At 61.9% G+C, this 17,050-nt stretch carries 18 protein-coding genes; 5 read left to right on the top strand and 13 right to left on the bottom strand.

Annotation, left to right across the window (positions count from 1 at the left end; genetic code table 11):
- The coding region (gene tnpC / locus G7020_RS11105) for an IS66 family transposase (RefSeq protein ID WP_181084350.1) at nt 1-719 on the top strand (719 nt) is incomplete at its 5' end.
- 39 nt (nt 720-758) lie between these two features.
- On the opposite strand, the gene G7020_RS11100 is transcribed toward tnpC, so the two are convergent.
- Nucleotides 759-1,361 carry a DJ-1/PfpI family protein gene (locus G7020_RS11100; protein WP_258189308.1) on the bottom strand — a complete coding sequence of 201 codons (603 nt, stop codon included), beginning with the start codon at nt 1,359-1,361 and terminating at the stop codon, nt 759-761.
- A gap of 107 nt (nt 1,362-1,468) precedes the next feature.
- Here G7020_RS11100 and G7020_RS11095 point away from each other — a divergent pair, with 107 nt between their 5' ends.
- The 3 genes from G7020_RS11095 to ligD all read left to right on the top strand — a co-directional run bounded on the left by G7020_RS11095 (nt 1,469) and on the right by ligD (nt 5,726).
- Nucleotides 1,469-2,017, top strand: coding sequence for a cysteine hydrolase family protein (locus G7020_RS11095; RefSeq protein ID WP_181084348.1), 549 nt, complete (start codon nt 1,469-1,471; stop codon nt 2,015-2,017).
- A 307-nt stretch (nt 2,018-2,324) separates the two neighbouring features.
- Nucleotides 2,325-3,188, top strand: coding sequence for a Ku protein (locus G7020_RS11090; RefSeq protein ID WP_181084346.1), 864 nt, complete (start codon nt 2,325-2,327; stop codon nt 3,186-3,188).
- Between the two features lie 15 nt (nt 3,189-3,203).
- A complete protein-coding gene (gene ligD / locus G7020_RS11085; RefSeq protein WP_181084344.1) occupies nt 3,204-5,726 on the top strand; it encodes a DNA ligase D in 2,523 nt (840 codons plus the stop codon).
- 158 nt (nt 5,727-5,884) lie between these two features.
- Here the strand turns inward: ligD and G7020_RS11080 are convergent, their stop codons facing one another.
- The 8 genes from G7020_RS11080 to G7020_RS11045 form a co-directional block, all read right to left on the bottom strand.
- The gene (locus G7020_RS11080; RefSeq protein ID WP_181084342.1) at nt 5,885-6,286 is read right to left on the bottom strand and encodes an META domain-containing protein; all 402 of its coding nucleotides are present in this window, start codon (nt 6,284-6,286) and stop codon (nt 5,885-5,887) included.
- Nucleotides 6,283-6,720 carry a hypothetical protein gene (locus G7020_RS11075; RefSeq protein WP_181084340.1) on the bottom strand — a complete coding sequence of 146 codons (438 nt, stop codon included), beginning with the start codon at nt 6,718-6,720 and terminating at the stop codon, nt 6,283-6,285. Before G7020_RS11075 ends, G7020_RS11080 begins: the two co-directional genes overlap by 4 nt.
- 424 nt (nt 6,721-7,144) lie before the next feature.
- A complete protein-coding gene (locus G7020_RS11070) occupies nt 7,145-7,939 on the bottom strand; it encodes a dienelactone hydrolase family protein (RefSeq protein ID WP_181084339.1) in 795 nt (264 codons plus the stop codon).
- Nucleotides 7,940-8,282: 343 nt separating this feature from the next.
- On the bottom strand, nt 8,283-8,879 hold the full coding sequence (locus G7020_RS11065) for a cytochrome c3 family protein (protein ID WP_181084337.1): 597 nt from the start codon (nt 8,877-8,879) through the stop codon (nt 8,283-8,285).
- Nucleotides 8,880-8,889: 10 nt separating this feature from the next.
- Nucleotides 8,890-9,372, bottom strand: a complete 483-nt coding sequence (locus G7020_RS11060) for a nitrate reductase cytochrome c-type subunit (RefSeq protein ID WP_181084335.1) — start codon at nt 9,370-9,372, stop codon at nt 8,890-8,892.
- A gap of 11 nt (nt 9,373-9,383) precedes the next feature.
- Entirely contained in the window at nt 9,384-11,888 is a 2,505-nt protein-coding gene (gene napA, locus G7020_RS11055) for a nitrate reductase catalytic subunit NapA (RefSeq protein WP_181084333.1), read from the bottom strand.
- Nucleotides 11,889-12,158 carry a chaperone NapD gene (locus tag G7020_RS11050; protein WP_181084331.1) on the bottom strand — a complete coding sequence of 90 codons (270 nt, stop codon included), beginning with the start codon at nt 12,156-12,158 and terminating at the stop codon, nt 11,889-11,891. It abuts the gene before it with no gap.
- A gap of 61 nt (nt 12,159-12,219) precedes the next feature.
- The gene (locus G7020_RS11045; protein WP_423835654.1) at nt 12,220-12,390 is read right to left on the bottom strand and encodes a periplasmic nitrate reductase, NapE protein; all 171 of its coding nucleotides are present in this window, start codon (nt 12,388-12,390) and stop codon (nt 12,220-12,222) included.
- A 304-nt stretch (nt 12,391-12,694) separates the two neighbouring features.
- Here G7020_RS11045 and G7020_RS11040 point away from each other — a divergent pair, with 304 nt between their 5' ends.
- Nucleotides 12,695-13,882 carry an MFS transporter gene (locus G7020_RS11040; RefSeq protein ID WP_181084327.1) on the top strand — a complete coding sequence of 396 codons (1,188 nt, stop codon included), beginning with the start codon at nt 12,695-12,697 and terminating at the stop codon, nt 13,880-13,882.
- A 275-nt stretch (nt 13,883-14,157) separates the two neighbouring features.
- Here G7020_RS11040 and G7020_RS11035 read toward each other — a convergent pair whose 3' ends face one another.
- From G7020_RS11035 to G7020_RS11020, 4 genes are all read right to left on the bottom strand, one after another.
- On the bottom strand, nt 14,158-14,652 hold the full coding sequence (locus G7020_RS11035; RefSeq protein ID WP_181084325.1) for a SprT family zinc-dependent metalloprotease: 495 nt from the start codon (nt 14,650-14,652) through the stop codon (nt 14,158-14,160).
- Nucleotides 14,653-14,713: 61 nt separating this feature from the next.
- Nucleotides 14,714-15,415 (bottom strand): Yip1 family protein, encoded by a 702-nt coding sequence (locus G7020_RS11030; RefSeq protein ID WP_181084324.1) that lies wholly within the window; start codon nt 15,413-15,415, stop codon nt 14,714-14,716.
- A gap of 165 nt (nt 15,416-15,580) precedes the next feature.
- Nucleotides 15,581-16,180: a Yip1 family protein gene (locus tag G7020_RS11025; RefSeq protein WP_181084322.1), complete on the bottom strand. Its 600-nt coding sequence runs from the start codon at nt 16,178-16,180 to the stop codon at nt 15,581-15,583.
- A gap of 227 nt (nt 16,181-16,407) precedes the next feature.
- On the bottom strand, nt 16,408-17,037 hold the full coding sequence (locus G7020_RS11020; protein ID WP_181084320.1) for a DNA-J related domain-containing protein: 630 nt from the start codon (nt 17,035-17,037) through the stop codon (nt 16,408-16,410).
- Between the last annotated feature and the right edge of the window lie 13 nt (nt 17,038-17,050).

Genomic DNA, 17,050 nt, shown 5'->3' with positions numbered 1-17,050 from the left:
AACCGGTGATCCTTTTCGACTACACCACCAGCCGCGCGCAGGAAGTGCCGTTGCGCCTGCTCGACGGCTATCGCGGCTACCTGATGACCGACGACTATGCCGGCTACAACGCCGTGGCCGCGCAAGAAGGCATCGAACGCCTCGGCTGCTGGGCGCATGCGCGGCGCAAGTTCGTCGAAGCGCAGAAAGTGCAACCCAAGGGCAAAACCGGCCGTGCCGACATGGCGCTGAACCTGATCAATAGGCTCTACGGCATCGAACGTGACCTGAAGGACGCCTGCGATACCGAGCGCCTGGTCGCCCGTCAGCAACGCAGCCAGCCGCTGCTCGACCAGCTCAAGGCTTGGCTGGACAGAACCCAGCCGCAGGTCGCCGGGCAGACGGCGCTGGGCAGGGCGGTGAATTACCTAGCCAGCAACTGGAGAAAGCTGGTGCGCTACGTCGAAGGTGGACATCTGCCGATCGACAACAACCGTGCCGAGAACGCCATCCGCCCCTTCGTCATCGGGCGCAAGAACTGGCTGTTCAGCGACACGCCCAAGGGGGCCACGGCCAGCGCGCAGATCTACAGCCTGATCGAAACCGCCAAGGCCAATGGCCAGGAGCCTTACGCCTGGCTGCGCCACATCCTCGAACGCCTGCCAACAGCACAGAACGTTGAGGACTACGAAGCGCTGCTGCCTTGGAACTGCCCGCCGGCTTCTGCTCCTGCTTCCTGAAAATAAATCCCGTCCTGGCGGGCGGGGTTTATGGAGCGCTTACGGTGGATCGACCAGGAGCATCTGCGCGGTGTCGATCATCACCGAGGCGCCCAGGTAGCGATCCACCAAACGCAAACCCAGGTCAGTCCAGGCCATGACACCTCCGGCGGTGATGATGTCGTCAGCGTCGATGATGAGTTGATCGACATCCAGCAGCACATCCGCAAAGCGCTCTGCGAATTTCTCCACATAGAGCCAGTGAGTGGTGATGGTACGACCGGACAGCACGCCTGTTTCGCCCAGCAGGAAAGCGCCGGCGCATACAGATGCGAGCGTGACGCCCTCACTGTGCTGCGCCCGCAGCCATTCTCTGTAAGGCGCCGCTGCGTGGGGGGTGATCGGTTCTTCCAGACTGGGGGGCAGGATCATCACGGCGGGCGTCGTGTTCATGCCGGGGAGCGAATCCTGGACGCGCACCGGAGCATTGCCGGGGTCTTGCATTTGCCACTGGCTGATGCGCAAAAGCGGTGTGTCTGGTTTCCCTTGCTCACTGGCGATGCGTTGTGCAAAGGCGAACAGATCGGTCAGGCCGAGTGCCGTGGCGATCTGCGCGGCGGGATAAAGCAGTATCCCGATTTCTATGACGTTTCTATCCGACATGTGTCGATACAGCCCCTGAAGATGTCGATCGTGCCACTTCGCAACAGGCTCCAGATGGCCAATGATGGAGACTCGCTTTCCCACTCACCATCGTCAAGGAACCAGTAATGAGCAAGCGTGCATTGGTAGTAATCGATCTGCAAAACGAATACCTACCCACGGGCAATCTGCCTCTGAGCGGTATCGAGGCAGCCGTCGACAACGCGGCAAAAGTGATCGCCGACTCCCGCGCCAAGGGCGTTCCGGTCATTCACGTCCGTCATGAATTCGTCAACGGGGAAGTTCCGGCTTTCGTTCCGGGGACGCCAAACGTCGAGATCCAACCGGCTGTCGCCCCGCAGGATGGCGAACCTGTCATCGTCAAGAACTACCCGAACTCGTTCCGCGAAACGAATCTCGAGCATTTGCTCGACGAACGGGGTGTTGAAGAGGTAGTGATCGTCGGGGCGATGAGCCATATGTGTGTCGATGCCGTCGTTCGTGCCGCAGCGGATCTGGGCTATGCGGTGAGCGTGTTGCACGATGCGTGCGCGACGCTGGATCTGGAGTTCGAGGGGGTGCAGGTGCCGGCAGCACAGGTCCATGCGGCCATGATGGCTGCGCTGAAGTTCGGCTACGCCAATGTGCTGTCGACGGAAGCGTATCTGGCGGGCTGAGTTCTCCGGCCTGCGTGACGGCATAGGCGGAGTCCGGCGATTGCCTGGACTCCGCCCGTCGGATCGGTGAAGCGTGATCCGACCTACGACTCTGCCATTTGTAGGTCGCATTAGCCGAAGGCGTAATCCGACGGTGCGCTGATGTGGCCCGTGTGAGTTGTCGTACCTTGATCCTCTCTCCATGCCGATCAGCGTTTCAATAAAACCATTTCCACCAGCCAATGGTCGACTGCTTGAGTGGTGCTGCGGCAGCTTCCGTTGCGTGTCGCAAGCCTGATGCCTCCGTAACCCTCAGGAGTTGACCATCATGCCCCGAGCCATCTGGAAAGGCGCCATCAGTTTCGGTCTGGTTCACATTCCGGTTGCGCTGGTTTCCGCCACTTCTTCCCAGGGAGTGGATTTCGACTGGCTGGACAAGCGCAGCATGGAGCCGGTCGGCTACAAGCGGGTGAACAAGGTCACCGGCAAGGAAGTCACCAAGGAAAACATCGTCAAGGGCGTTGCCTACGAGAAAGGGCGCTATGTGGTGCTCAGCGAGGAGGAGATTCGCGCCGCCCACCCGGAATCGACCCAGACGATCGATATCTTCGCTTTCGTCGACAGCCAGCAGATACCCCTGCAGAACATCGACACACCCTATTACCTGGCTCCCGACAAGCGAGGCGAGAAGGTCTACGCCCTGTTGCGCGAGGCGCTGAGCAGCACGGACAAGGTAGCTTTGGCCCATGTGGTGTTGCGCACCCGTCAGCACCTGGCGGCGTTGATGCCGCTGGATTCGGCGCTGGTGTTGGTAATGCTGCGCTGGCCCAGCGAGGTGCGCGGCCTGGATTCGCTGGAGCTGGGGCCGGCAGTGGCCCAACCCAAGTTGGCCAAGAGCGAGTTGGACATGGCCAAGCGGTTGATCAAGGACATGAGCGACGAATGGCGGCCCGAGGAATACCAGGACAGCTTCCAGGACCGCATCCTCGAACTGGTGGAGCAGAAGGCCAAGGCCGGCAAGATCGAAGAAGTGGAGCGGGTCGAGGGTGAGGAGGAGCGGCGCAGCGCCGATGTCATCGATCTCACCGAACTGCTCAAGCGCAGTCTTGGCGGCAAGCCCGCGGACAAGCCGAAGAAGGCTTCAGGCAAGGACTCCACTCCCCGCAAGCCGGCCAAGACCGCACGCAAATAAGCCAGGAGCATGGTCATGGCCAGGGGGCAGAGCGAATACAATCGAAAGCGCAATTTCGAACGCACCAGCGAACCGCCCGAGCGGCCCGGCAAACGGCGCAGCAAGGCCGGCGCGCTGCGTTTCGTGATACAGAAGCACGATGCCCGGCGGCTGCACTACGACTTCCGCCTGGAACTGGACGGCACGCTGAAGAGCTGGGCGGTGCCCAAGGGGCCGAGCCTGGACCCGCGCGACAAGCGTCTGGCCGTGCATGTCGAGGACCATCCGCTGGATTATGCCGGCTTCGAGGGCAGCATCCCGGAGGGCAACTACGGCGCCGGAGACGTGATCGTCTGGGATCAGGGTATCTGGCAGCCCCACGACGACCCGGTCGCCGCCTACGCGGCTGGCAAGCTCAAGTTCACCCTGGTCGGCGAGAAGCTCGCAGGCGATTGGACCCTGGTGCGTACCCGCCTGCGCGGCAGCAGTGACAAGCAGCAGTGGTTGCTGATCAAGGAGCGCGACGACATCGCCCGGCCCAGCGACGAATACGACATCGTCGAGGCGCAGCCGCAGAGCGTGATCACTGGCGCGTTGGTGGGCGGGCCGAGCAAGGCGCCAACGCGCCAGGCGGCGAGCAAGCCGAAGGTGGTGCCCGCCGCTTTGGAGGCGTTCCCCGATAGCCTGGCCCCGCAATTGGCGAGCCTGGTCGAGCGACCCCCGGAAGGGGAATGGCTGTACGAGGTGAAGTACGACGGCTACCGCATTCTTGCGCGTATCGCTGACGGTGACGTGCGGCTGTTCACCCGCAATGGCCACGACTGGACGCAGCGCTTGCCGCAACAGGCCAAGGCTCTGGCCAAGCTGGGCCTGCACGACAGCTGGCTGGACGGCGAGGTGGTGGCACTCAACGAAGAGGGGCTGCCGGATTTCCAGCAGTTGCAGAACGCCTTCGATATCGGGCGCAGTCACGACCTCGTCTACTTCCTGTTCGACGCGCCGTTTATCGACGGTGAAGACCTGCGCCAGACGCCGCTGGAAAAGCGTCGGGAACGGCTCAAGGCGTTGCTGGGCAATACGCGCAACAGCCCGCTGCGGTTCTCCGATGCGTTCAAGGCTCATCACCGGGACATCGTGGAAAGTGCCTGTGCCATGTCGCTGGAGGGGGTGATCGGCAAGCGCTCCGGCAGTTTCTATGTGTCCCGCCGCAGCCCGGACTGGATCAAGCTCAAGTGCCGCCTGCGCCAGGAGTTCGTCATCGTTGGCCATACCAGGCCGCAAGGCAGCCGCAGTGGCTTTGGCGCGTTGCTGCTGGCGGTGAACGAGGACGGCGGCCTGCGCTATGCCGGGCGGGTCGGCACCGGTTTCGGTGAAGTGGCGCTCAAGGAACTCCACCAGCGCCTGCAGACGCTGGCGCGCTCCGACTCGCCGCTGGCCGGCAAGCTGACTTCGGCCCAGGCGCGTGGCGTGAGCTGGGTGGAGCCGGAGCTGGTCGGTGAGGTCGAGTTCGCCGAGTGGACGCGCGAAGGCCTCGTGCGTCAGGCCACTTTCATCGCGCTGCGCAGCGATAAGCCAGCGGAACAGATCGTCCGCGAGCGGCCCGGCCTGATACCGGCAACGGAGCGCAAGCAGGGCGCTGACAAGGCGGCTAAGAAGGCGGGCAAGCCGGTGGTCGCCGGTGTGGCCATCAGCAATCCGCAGCGGGTGATCGATCCCGAGAGCGGCACCACCAAGCTGCAGCTGGCCGAGTTCTACGCGCATATCGCCGACTGGCTGCTGCCCTATCTGGACAACCGCCCGGTGTCGCTGGTACGTGCGCCGGATGGCGTCGGCGGCGAGCAGTTTTTCCAGAAGCACGCCGAGCGCCTGGCGATTCCCAATATCAAGCATCTGGACCCGAAGCTGGACCCCGGCCATGCGCGGTTGATGGAAATCGACAGCCTGCCGGCACTGGTCGGCGCCGCGCAGATGGGCTGCATCGAGCTGCACACCTGGGGTGCCACCAGCGACCGCATCGAGACGCCGGACCACTTCGTGCTCGACCTCGACCCGGACCCGGCGCTGCCCTGGCGCAGCATGCTGGAGGCGACCCACCTGACCCTGACCGTGCTCGACGAGCTGGGTCTGCAGGCTTTCCTCAAGACCAGCGGCGGCAAGGGTATCCACATCATCGTGCCGCTGGCCCGGCGCGCCGACTGGGACATGGTCAAGGCCTTCGCCAAGGCGGTCGCGCAGTTCATGACCCGTCAGCTGCCGGAGCGCTTCACCGCGACATCCGGGCCGAAGAACCGGGTCGGCAAGATCTTCATCGATTACCTGCGCAATAGCCGTGGCGCGAGCACGGTGGCTGCTTACTCGGTGCGTGCGCGCCCAGGGCTGCCGGTCTCGGTGCCCATCGCCCGCGACGAACTGGATGAGCTGCGCAGTGCCCAGCAATGGACTGTCGGCAATCTGCACCAGCGCCTGGATGGACTGGAGCAGGATCCCTGGCAGGGTTACGCCAACCGTCAGCGCCTGACCCGCGCCATGTGGGATCGGCTCGGCGCCGAACCGCCTTAGCGGGAGGGGGCTGGCATCCTAGGCACAGCGTGTGTGCGAGGCTGGCGCTTTTGTGGGAGTGGCCCGGGCGCTGTGTTTGCAGGGCATGGCCGAATGAACGGGGATGCTCATGGGTAGGTCGGGTTAGCCGAAGGCGTAACCCGACTGCGCCGCAATGATCAGTTCTGTTCCGGCCAGACGCGAATCGGGGCGCCTTCGGTGGGCCAGAAGCGCAGTTGGTCGATGTTGGAGATATCCCAGCGCTCGATCTGCGAAAGCAGGTGCAGGAAATGCTGTTCCTGCTTCATGAGGTGTTCTGCGCACATCTTGCGGGTGCTGCCGATCTGGCTGAAGCGGATCTGCTGGCCGTCGAGCTGGTAGCTGGCGAACCAGTGGTTGCAGCCAGCGTTGCCGTAGGCGCGGTCCAGACTGAAGGTCAGCGAGACAGGATTGCGGCCAACCACGGGTTCGTCGCCGATCCACTCGGTGATGTAGGTGACGTCATATTGCAGCTTCTGTGACTCGACGGCGCAGCCGCTGATGAACAATGCGGCAAGGGCGGTCAGCAGGATGTTTTTCATGGCCGGGTTCCCTTGCAAGCCGGGCACAGGTGGCGACCGGCGTCGTTCCTCCAGCCGAGTTCGGCGATGCGGGCTTCGGCAGCTGGGGTACGGGCGGCGTCGCCTTTGGTTGCGTCCACGGCGAATTCGAAATCCAGCTGTTTGCCGCAGCTGTCGCAATCGACCTGCCAATTGATGATCGCCAGTTCGCGGAATACCGGCCCGCTGGCCATGGCTGTCCATTGGCCCGGTGGGTTGATGAGGTGACGAACCTTGTCCACGGTCAGACGCTGGGAAAGCTCGCGGCTGCCCTTGAGGGTAACGATCAGTACATCTCCACTGCGGATCGATCCGCCGTTACCGGTGACTTGATAGCGACCCGGCGCCAGCGCGCGGCATTCGGTGAGGGTGTGGGCGGGGTTGAGCAGGGTGTAGCGGAAATCGTGTTCGGCCATGACTCGTGTTCGATTGAGAAGGTTGCGGTGGCGGCAATGCTAGCACGGCCAGGAAAAGCAGCTTCAAGCTGCAAGTAAGCACAGGACGATGACAGGTACGGCGTTGCCTCTGTGGTGCTTGATTGTCTGCTCGTCGGGTTGGTGAAGCGTAACCCGACCTACGAAGCCCAGCCATTTGTAGGTCGGATTAGCCGAAGGCGTAATCCGACGGCAGATTCACAGGCAACCACAGGACGATGACAGGTACGGCGTTGCCTCTGTGGTGCTTGATTGTCTGCTCGTCGGTTTGGTGAAGCGTAACCCGACCTGCGAAGCCCCGGCCATTTGTAGGTCGGATTAGCCGAAGGCGTAATCCGACGGCTTGAAGGCGTAACCCGACGATACGAGGTTGACGGATAACCTTGCCTCCAGCGGTTTTTTGCCCTTATGGCCGTGGATTGGCGAAGGTGTCTTCGAGGAAGCGTTGCATGTCGGCCCAGGAGCGCTCGTCGGCCTGTTTGTCGTAGGCGACGTCTACGCCTTTTTCCTGGAATTTGTCCGCGCCGGGATTGGTAAAGCCATGTTTGGCGCCGGGCTGGTTGACGAAGGTGTAGTCGGCGCCGGCGGTGACCATTTCCGTGTTGAGGGCGGCGACGTCTTCGATGCTGACCATGCTGTCCGCGCTGCCGTGTTCGACCAGCACGCGAGCTTTGACGCTGCCGGGCGCGGCGCGGGTCTGGGTGGCGAGGGCGCCGTGGAAGCTGACCACGCCCTCCAGCGGCACGCCTTGGCGCGCCATGTCCAGCACGACCTTGCCGCCGAAGCAGTAGCCGACCGCGGCGAGTTTGGCGGCATCGGTCTGTTGCTGTTGCTTGAGCAGGTCAACACCGGCATTGAAGCGGGCCTTGGCAGCGTCGGCATCGGCCAGCGCGGCCTGCATGAAGCTCATGGCGTCCTTGGGGTGATCGGTGTTCTTGCCTTCGCCGTACATGTCGATGGCCAGGGCGCTGTAGCCCAGTTCGGCCAGGTTGCGCGCGCGCTGCTTGGCGTAGTCGTTCAGGCCCCACCATTCATGCACCACGACGATGCCGGGGCGTGGCCCTTCGATGGCATCGTCATAGGCGTAGTAACCGACCATTTCCGTACCGTCGGCGGCGGTGTAGGGGATTTCCCGGATCTGGATTTCAGCGTGGGCGACGAGGCTGGTGGCCATGAGCAGGCCGAGCAGGGGGTAGCGCATCGGTGTTTTCCTTCTTGTTTGGATGACAACGAGGATAGGCGAAGGGTAGCGGTAACTGTTTGGACAGTACGCCAGGCCGAATAAATTCGGCCCTACGGTACGCCAGCGTCGGATTACGCCTCCAAGCCGTCGGATTACGCCTTCGGCTAATCCGACCTACAAATGGCTGGGCTTCGTCGGGTCACGCTTCACCGACCCGACGAGCGTAGAGTGGATGTAAAAAACGACATCCACCCTACGCTTTCGTCCAGCGTCCAGCGTCCAGCGTCCAGCGTCCAGCGTCCAGCGTCCAGCGTCCAGCCTCCAGCCTCCAGCCTCCAGCGCCTTTGTCGTCCCTTGTTCCTTACCAACCCGGTACGCCGTGCATGTCCGGCAGACGGTGGGCGATGCCCTTGTGGCAGTCGATGCAGGTGGCTTCGCCACTGGCCAGGGCCGTGGAGTGGAACTGTGCGGCGCGTGGGGCCTGGCGGGTGAAGTCCATGTAGTCGAAGTTGTGGCAGTTGCGGCATTCGAGCGAGTCGTTGGCCTTCAGCCGACGCCATTCACGCTCGGCCATTTCTCGGCGCAGGCCGAGAAACTTTTCCCGCGTGTTGATGGTGCCGAAGATCTTGCCCCAGACTTCCTTGGAAGCCTGCATCTTGCGGGCGATCTTGTCGGTCCATTCATGCGGGACGTGGCAGTCCGGGCAGGTGGCCCTGACGCCCGAGCGGTTGGTGTAGTGGATGGTGTCCTTGATCTCCATGTAGACGTTGTCTTCCATCTCGTGGCAGGAGATGCAGAAGGTCTCGGTATTGGTGACTTCGAGTGCGGTGTTGAAGCCGCCCCAGAAGATGATGCCCGCGATGAATCCGCCAAGCGTCAGGGCACCCAGGCTGTAGTGCACGCTGGGGCGGCGTAGAACGTTCCAGTATCGTTTGAGAAACGACAGTATCGACTTCATCCTGGCGCCCTCACTGTTGGTTCTGTGTGTTTTCGTGATAGAGCAACTCGTCGATGTTCTCGAAGTCGTTCTTCACCAGCGGTTTCACGTCGTGCTGCACCACATGGCACTGGGTACAGAAATACCGGCGTGGAGCGACCGTCCCGAGCGTCTGGCTGTCACGGTCGGTGAAGTGGGTGATGCTGATCATCGGCGCCTGGGTGCGTGCGCTGTTGGCGCGGCTGTGACAGGCCAGGCACCTGTTGCCGTTCATGTCGACCTGGTAGCCACGGATGGCATGCGGGATGGTCGGCGGCTGCTCGGGGTAGTTGCGTTCGCGTTTGAGGTCCTTGTTCTCTTCATCCCTCAAGGGCGGTGGCGTGAATTCCTGGGTGATGCTGCCACCGACCCGCCGCCCGTCCGGCGCGGGCGCGTCGAGCGGGTAGTCGGGTTCGGCAGCGATGGCCAGGCCGCACACGGCAAGGAGGGTCAACGTCAGTACACGAAATTTCATGATGGCTCTCCTCAGGCGATGCTGACCACTTCGATCTTAACGGCGCATTTTTTGTAGTCGGTTTGCTTGGAGATCGGGTCGGTGGCGTCGAGGGTGACCTTGTTGATCAGTTTGTTGGCGTCGAAGAAGGGCACGAAGACCAGGCCTTTCGGCGGTTTGTTGCGACCACGGGTTTCGATCCGCGCCTGCATCTCGCCACGACGGCTGATGACCTTGACGACGCTGCCGCGACGGGCATTGATATCGCGCGCATCGTCCGGGTGCATGTACACCAGCGCATCCGGCACTGCACGGTGCAGCTCGTCGACCCGCTGGGTCATGCTGCCGGTGTGCCAGTGCTCCAGCACGCGTCCGGTGCTGAGCCAGAAGGGGTATTCCTCATCCGGCATTTCGGCAGGAACCTCATAGGGCAGGGCGAAGATGATCGCCTTCTTGTCCGGGTAGCCGTAGAACTGCACGCCGGTGCCTTTTTCCACGTAGGGGTCGTAGCCTTCGCGGTAGCGCCAGAGGGTTTCCTTGCCATCGACCACTGGCCAGCGCAGGCCGCGCTCCTGGTGATAGACGTCGAAATCGGCCAGGTCATGGGCATGCCCGCGACCGAACTGAGCGTACTCTTCGAAGAGGCCCTTCTGCACGTAGAAACCGTAATCCTCGGACTCCTGGTTGCGGTAACCCTCGGCGATGTCGCTGGTGGGGAACTGGTCGACCTGACCGTTCTTGAACAGCACCTCGAACAGGGTCTTGCCCTTGAGTTCCGGCTTTTTGGCCAGCAGTTCGGCGGGCCAGACCTCGTCGGTGGTGAAGCGCTTGGAGAATTCCATCAGCTGCCACAGGTCGGAGCGGGCTTCACCCGGTGCGTTGACCAGCTGGTGCCAGAAGTGGGTGCGGCGCTCGGCGTTGCCATAGGCGCCCTCCTTTTCCACCCACATGGCGGCGGGGAGGATCAGGTCGGCAGCTTGCGCGGAAACCGTGGGGTACACGTCGGAAACGATGATGAAGGTCTCCGGGTTGCGCCAGCCCGGCAGGATTTCCTGCATCACGTTGGGACCGGCCTGCATGTTGTTGGTGACCTGGGTCCAGTAGACCTTGAGGCCGCCATCTTTCAGCTCGCGGCTTTGCTGTACGGCGTGGAAGCCCGGCTTCTCCTGAATGGTGCCTTCGGGCAGCTTCCAGATCCTCTCTGAGACGGCGCGGTGTTCTGGGTTGTTGACCACCATGTCCGCTGGCAGGCGATGGGAGAAGGTGCCGACTTCCCGGGCGGTGCCGCACGCCGAGGGCTGGCCGGTGAGCGAGAAGGGGCTGTTGCCCGGCTCGCTGATCTTGCCGGTGAGCAGGTGGATGTTGTAGATCATGTTGTTCGCCCAGACACCGCGGGTGTGCTGGTTGAAACCCATGGTCCAGAAGGACATCACCTTGACCTTCGGGTCGGCATACAGCTCGGCCAGCGCCTTCAGGCGTTCGGCGGGTACACCCGATTCCTGAGCAGCGTGTTCCAGGGTGTAGGGCTTGAGGAACTCGGCGTAGTCCTCGAAGCTGATGTCGGTCCAGCTGCCGGCCACGCCGGCGTTCTCGGCCTTCAGTTCGAGCGGATCGGTGGGGCGCAGGCCGTAGCCGATGTTTGTCGCGCCCTTGGCGAAGCGGGTGTGGTTCTTGACGAAATCCTCGTTGACCGCGCCGCTCTGGATGATGTGGTTGGCGATGTAGTTGAGGATCACCAGGTCGGTCTGCGGGGTGAAGGTCATCGGGATGTCGGCGAGCTCGTAGCTGCGGTGCTCGAACGTCGACATGACTGCGACCTTGACGTGTGGCGCAGTCAGGCGGCGATCGGTCACGCGGGTCCAGAGCACCGGGTGCATCTCGGCCATGTTCGAGCCCCAGAGCACGAAGGCGTCGGCGACTTCGATGTCGTCGTAGCAGCCCATGGGTTCGTCCATGCCGAAGGTGCGCATGAAGCCGACCGCCGCCGAGGCCATGCAGTGGCGGGCGTTGGGGTCGATGTTGTTGGAGCGGAAGCCCGCCTTCATCAGCTTGTTGGCCGCGTAGCCTTCCCAGACGGTCCACTGGCCGGAGCCGAACATGCCCACCGCGCTCGGGCCGCTCTCCTTGAGCGCCGCCTTGTACTTCTCTTCCATGATGTCGAAGGCCTGCTCCCAGCTCACCGGCTGGAACTCGCCCTGCTTGTCGTACTGGCCGTTCTTCATGCGCAGCAGCGGCTGCGTCAGGCGGTCAGTGCCGTACATGATCTTCGACAGGAAGTAGCCCTTGACGCAGTTGATGCCACGGTTGACCTCGGCCTTCACATCGCCATGGGTAGCGACGACGCGATCACCGCTGGTGGCGACCATGACGCCGCAGCCGGTGCCGCAGAAGCGGCAGGGCGCCTTGTGCCACTTGAGGTTGGTGGACTGTGGATCGGTAATCAGGTTGGTGGCGCTGGTGGCGATCGGGATACCGGCTACCGTGGCGGCGATAGCGGCGGCGTTGGCCTTGGCGAATTGGCGACGGGTAAGGCTCATTCAGGCTTCTCCTTCGAGAGTGAGGAGTTCGTGGTAGATCAGGGCGGCGTTGAGTACGCCGGGCAATTGCTGGATATGGTCGATGGTGTCCAGAATCCGGCTTTCATGCTCGGCTTCGAGGACGACCACCACTTTTCCCGCAGCGCTTTCCTGATGCAGTTCAAGGCCAGGCAGAAGCGCCAGGTTCCTTTTTACAGCGTCAAGCAGCTCAGGCCGGCAGTGCACCAGCAGGCTTGCTATATGCAAGGCGTCATTATTTGTTTTCGTCATCAGGCTTCGCCTATCACGGTAAATGGCGTTCGCATCTGCCTTTCGGACCATGTCGAAAAAATCAGTTCAGCGGGCCGGGTGGGCCAAGGAATGTCAGCTGGCTGATCCAGACGATGAAGCCGTAGCCGCCGACCAGCGCAATACTCAGCAGCGGGAACAGAAAGATCAGCAGGAACAGGAACAGGCGGGTTTCCTGGCTTTTGCTAGGGATGGCATCGGTGTCATTCGGCACTGTGTTCACCTTGGTGGTTCTGCTCTCATGTCAGGAGTCTAGGTAGTGCTGTTGGCTTAGGCAAAGAGATTTGCCGCTAAGTAGCTGATGTTGCAGGTTTATGGACATTTCATTGTCCTCGGACAAGAGACAGGATCAGGTTGCTGGCGTTCCGTCGGCTACCGGGACGGCTTTCGGAGGTCATATTGGCTGAAGGCGTAATCCGGCAACCCACCGTATGCCGCCAAAGTGACGAAATTGCCACGCTACGGGAGTATCCTTACGTTTTTCCAAGACCCTCCGTGCCGAATTTCGGCCCCTGATCATGAATACCGATAGTCAGCCATCCACTCATCTGAAGCGCGGCACCGGTGCTTACCGCCGTGCGACCCTGGCGCTGTTCTGTGCCGGTTTTGCCACCTTCGCCATGCTGTATTGCGTGCAGCCGCTATTGCCGCTGCTGGCGTCGCATTTCTCCGTATCAGCGGCCAGCAGCAGCTTGGCGTTGTCCCTGACAACTCTGTCATTGGCGGTCTGCCTGCTGGTGTCCGGGGCGCTTGCCGAAAGCTGGGGGCGCAAACCGGTGATGGTCGCGGCCCTGGCGCTGGCCAGCCTGCTGGGCCTTGCTTGTGTGCTGGTGGAATCCTGGAATCTGTTGCTGGTTCTGCGGGCCTTGCTAGGGCTGGCGCTCAGTGGCCTGCCAGCGTTGGCGATGGCTTATGTGGGGGAAGAATTCGACCCGGAGTCATTGCCGGCGGCGATGGGGCTGTATATCGGCGGCACGGCTCTGGGCGGTCTGCTGGGCCGCTTGCTGTCTGGCCTGTTGAGCGATATGGGCGGCTGGCAAATGGCGCTCGGCGGCATTGCCGGCTTGGGGCTGTTGGCGCTGGGACTGTTCGTCTGGCTGCTGCCGCCGTCGCGTCACTTCAAGGCTCAGGCGCTGTCGCTGCGTGGGTTGCTGGACAATTTTCGCCAGCATCTGGTCAATCCCGTACTGCGCAATCTGTTCTTGCAGGCTTTCCTGTTGATGGGCGGTTTCGTTGCGCTTTTCAATTACATCGGCTTCCGCTTGGCAGGTGCGCCTTTCGGCTTGTCGTCCACGGTGATCGGTTTGCTGTTCACCGTGTATCTGGCGGGCATTTTCAGCGCTGGATGGGCCGGGCGGCTGGTGCCGCGCTTCGGTGCCAAAATGGTGCTGCAGGGCGGTATTGGTCTGATGCTGCTAGGTGTGGTGCTGTGTTCGCTGCCCTGGCTGGCGGCCATTATCGCCGGTCTGGCGCTGTTCACCCTGGGCTTCTTCGCCGCTCATGCGGTGGCCAGCGGGCAGGTCGGCCAGCATGCCAGGGGCGCCAGGGCTCAGGCATCCGCGCTGTATCTGTGCGCCTATTATCTTGGGTCGAGCGTGGTGGGTTACGCGGCGGGTTATGTCTGGGAACATGCGGGCTGGCTGCCGCTCATGGCGGTGCTGGCGGCGTTGTTCGTGTTGGCGGCCTGGAAGGTGCGAAGCCTGTAGTGTGGGGCATGCTCCACCGAGCGGAGTTGCGGTGGATGTAAAAAGCGGCATCCACCCTACGTGCTGTTTGCTTCGCTGGATTACGTCTTGGGTCGTTGGATCATGCCTTCGAGCCGTCGGATTACGCCTTCGGCTAATTCGACCTACAAATGGCCGGGGCTTCGTAGGTCGGGTTACGCTCCACCAACCCGACGAGCGCACCATCAAACCCCACAAAGGCAAACGCCGTACCTGTCATGGCGCTTGTGGTTGTCTGTAAATCTGCTTTCCAAAGTTTATTCCAGACGTTGCTGGCCGCTGAACACCAGCGTGGCGCGACAGCTGCGGCAAAAGTAGCGGCGACCCTTGCGTACCAGCGCATGGCGTTGGCTGGTGAAGGGGAAATCCCGCTCGGGACACTCGCAGCGATAAATATAGCGGCTGACCTGGCGGCGGGCGACTTCGTAGTTATGGCAGCGATCAGGTGGCAGCTCATAGACGCCGCGCATGATCAGTTGCCATTCCTCACCGTGGGGCTGGATGCGTGGACCGAACAGTTGGTGCGCCACCAGATGGGCGACTTCGTGAGCCACGGTCTGCTGCAGGAAGTGCTCCGTGTTCGCCCGGTAGAGTTGCTCGTTGAAGCGCAGCAGATTCTGAGCGAGATGCGCTACGCCTGCCTTCTGGCCACGCAGCTTGAGGCTCACCTGGGGGCGCTTGAAGTGCTGCTTGAAGAAAGTGTCGGCCAGCTGATAGCAGGCTTCGACACGGGCATTGAGTCGCTCGGGCATCGGGCACTCCGGTTGCAGAGCGCCGTATTATGCCAAAGCACCGGACTGAGGTGTTCGATGGTCACTCGTTTGGACGCTCGTTGAAGCGTCGCTCGTTGTCCAGCCCGCCTGGCGTTTCCTGCGGACGGTTCTCCTCGAAGCCATGGCTCTGGCTCTGTACGGTGTCGCGTTCGTAGGTCGGATCCAGGACCTGCAGCCAGAACAGGATCATCGGTACTTTCAGGTTGACCAGTACCAGCAGGCCGACAGCCCAGGTGCTGGCGCCGTAGAGAAAGGTATTGCGACTGTCGATGCGCATGAAGGTCGGCAGGCCGACGAACAGCAGATAAGTGGAATATGCACCTGCTGCAACCAGTACCGTGACGGCGGTCCAGCGGGTCGGGTAAAGCGCGCCGAGTCCGGCCAGAAAGAACGGCGTGATGACGTAGGCGGTGAAGCCCACGCACTGATTGAAGGTTGGGCGAGCCTCGAACGTGCGCGACATCCAGCGCAGGAAGAAGCCCATGATGAAGGTGCCGACGATAATGGTGAGGTAGATCAGCACGCTGAGTTGAGCGGCGCTTCGGGTGTCGACCCAGACCCGCTCGTCCTCAACCAGGCTCCAGCCTATGTAGCGGGTACCGATGAACATGCAGACGGCTGGCAATAGCGCCCAGAGAAAAAGATGCAGGAGGTAGTTGGAGCTGTTGCGTTCCTCGTCTCGGCGGATTTCGGTCCAGGCTTGGTCGGGGCGGGTCATCAGGGTGAAAAAATGCGGGATCATGGGAGTCTCCATCTGCCTCGGGTGGCTTTGCCACGGCGTAACGCCCTGGCTGGCGTTACGCTTTAGAACGGCAGATGCGCCAAGGGTTTCCCCCTGCGTCGGTATGTATCAGAAACGAAGTGGGCCGCCTGATGGCGGCCCCTTATGCCTGCGTATGTGCAGCGGTTAGCGTACGTAGACCGGCCCCACACCCATTCCCCACATGATCACCGACAGCGCGATGATCGCCACCAGCACCACAAGTCCCACGGCCAGCACTGAGCTGGAGAACAGAAAGCCTTCATCCGAAGGGATGTTCATGAAGGTCGGCAGGCCGACATAGAGCAGGTAGGCCGTGTAGCAGATTGCTGCCGTACCGACGAGCATGCCAAGCCATAGAACGGGGTAGATCGCAGCCAGACCACCGATAAACAGGGGCGTTGCGGTATAGGCGGCGAACATGACGCATTGCGTAAGGGTTGGGCTGGCATCGTAGGTGCGGGACATCCAGTGAATGAAGGCACCCATGACGGCGACACCGGCAAGCATGGCCAGGTACGACAGCAGGGTGAGTTGCAGTGCGCTGCTTTGCGTGAGCATCACGGTTTCACCGCCGCCAATGCTCCAGCCGAACTTCGTGGTGCCGATGAAGGCCGAAATCGGCGGGATCGCAGCCAGTACCAGTACTTCCCAAAGGTGCAGGCGCCCGACGCGCCGTTCTTCCCCGGTGATTTCCTGCCATTCCTGGTCGGGATGAGCGAACAGTCCCCAAACGTGATTGATCATGCCTGCGCCTCCTCGGTATTGGAGAGCCGCTTCGCCTGTCAGACCGTCGAAAAACTACCTGCGTTGGCAATACATCGTTAAAAACAACCTCGTCTTGCCTGCCTCGCCTACGTTTTTCAACGGCCTGCTGGCTTGCGCCAGCGTGAAAGCGTGCGACCTTATGACGCAGTATAGGAGGGCAAACAATGGCTGCGCTGCGCTGGTTAGAGCGTTTGGAAGCTATCCCTTCAGTCGTAATAACGCTGCAATATTTCCATCGCCAGGTTGATCGACTGGATTCGCGTCGTGCTGCCGCCACGGTCAGGATGGTGGATGCTGACCAGCTGGCGATAGCGTCGCTTGATGGCATGCAGGGTCAGCGACGGATCTTCCTGCTCCAGCTCGAACAACTCCAGTGCGGCGCGCTTCTGGTCGGGGCTCCAGGCCTCTTGTGGTTCGCCCTGGTAATCGCCACGCATGCGTGACCAGAAACTGGCCAGCAGGCGCTCCACTTCTTCTTCGTCGGTGTCGCGCAGGTTGTCCATGTCCAGGTAGTACGCACGCAGCGGGTCCGGCTCGCTGATCCCGCTGGCTGCTGCGACATAGGGCTGCAGCTGGATACTCAGGGGGGATATCTGCAGGCTGTGGCGAGCCTGCTGCCAAAGACGGTCACGCAATTGATAAAGCGCGTTGAACACCAGGAAATGCGTACGGAACAGCACCAGCTTGTCGAACAGCGGCAAATGCGAAATGTGCGTGCTGTGGCGGGCCTTGAGTTGCTGGATCAGCTGGTATTCGCTGCAACCCTCCGGTTGCTCGCGCAGCAGCACGAAAATCTGCTCGGCCAGGTCCATCTCGGGTGCGAGTTCGTCGTTCATGTCGGCAAGCCTA

Source organism: Stutzerimonas stutzeri (genome assembly GCF_013522825.1).
GTDB lineage: Bacteria > Pseudomonadota > Gammaproteobacteria > Pseudomonadales > Pseudomonadaceae > Stutzerimonas > Stutzerimonas stutzeri_AK.
The sequence above is the reverse complement of the archived record's forward strand: the minus strand, read 5'-3'. Positions and strand labels throughout refer to the sequence as shown.

Bases quoted from the DNA above. Each gene is read 5' to 3' on its own strand.
- G7020_RS11100 (WP_258189308.1), bottom strand. From the start codon at position 1,361: ATGTCGGATAGAAACGTCATAGAAATCGGGATACTGCTTTATCCCGCC.
- G7020_RS11095 (WP_181084348.1), top strand. From the start codon at position 1,469: ATGAGCAAGCGTGCATTGGTAGTAATCGATCTGCAAAACGAATACCTA.
- G7020_RS11090 (WP_181084346.1), top strand. From the start codon at position 2,325: ATGCCCCGAGCCATCTGGAAAGGCGCCATCAGTTTCGGTCTGGTTCAC.
- ligD (WP_181084344.1), top strand. From the start codon at position 3,204: ATGGCCAGGGGGCAGAGCGAATACAATCGAAAGCGCAATTTCGAACGC.
- G7020_RS11080 (WP_181084342.1), bottom strand. From the start codon at position 6,286: ATGAAAAACATCCTGCTGACCGCCCTTGCCGCATTGTTCATCAGCGGC.
- G7020_RS11075 (WP_181084340.1), bottom strand. From the start codon at position 6,720: ATGGCCGAACACGATTTCCGCTACACCCTGCTCAACCCCGCCCACACC.
- G7020_RS11070 (WP_181084339.1), bottom strand. From the start codon at position 7,939: ATGCGCTACCCCCTGCTCGGCCTGCTCATGGCCACCAGCCTCGTCGCC.
- G7020_RS11065 (WP_181084337.1), bottom strand. From the start codon at position 8,879: ATGAAGTCGATACTGTCGTTTCTCAAACGATACTGGAACGTTCTACGC.
- G7020_RS11060 (WP_181084335.1), bottom strand. From the start codon at position 9,372: ATGAAATTTCGTGTACTGACGTTGACCCTCCTTGCCGTGTGCGGCCTG.
- napA (WP_181084333.1), bottom strand. From the start codon at position 11,888: ATGAGCCTTACCCGTCGCCAATTCGCCAAGGCCAACGCCGCCGCTATC.
- G7020_RS11050 (WP_181084331.1), bottom strand. From the start codon at position 12,158: ATGACGAAAACAAATAATGACGCCTTGCATATAGCAAGCCTGCTGGTG.
- G7020_RS11040 (WP_181084327.1), top strand. From the start codon at position 12,695: ATGAATACCGATAGTCAGCCATCCACTCATCTGAAGCGCGGCACCGGT.
- G7020_RS11035 (WP_181084325.1), bottom strand. From the start codon at position 14,652: ATGCCCGAGCGACTCAATGCCCGTGTCGAAGCCTGCTATCAGCTGGCC.
- G7020_RS11030 (WP_181084324.1), bottom strand. From the start codon at position 15,415: ATGATCCCGCATTTTTTCACCCTGATGACCCGCCCCGACCAAGCCTGG.
- G7020_RS11025 (WP_181084322.1), bottom strand. From the start codon at position 16,180: ATGATCAATCACGTTTGGGGACTGTTCGCTCATCCCGACCAGGAATGG.
- G7020_RS11020 (WP_181084320.1), bottom strand. From the start codon at position 17,037: ATGAACGACGAACTCGCACCCGAGATGGACCTGGCCGAGCAGATTTTC.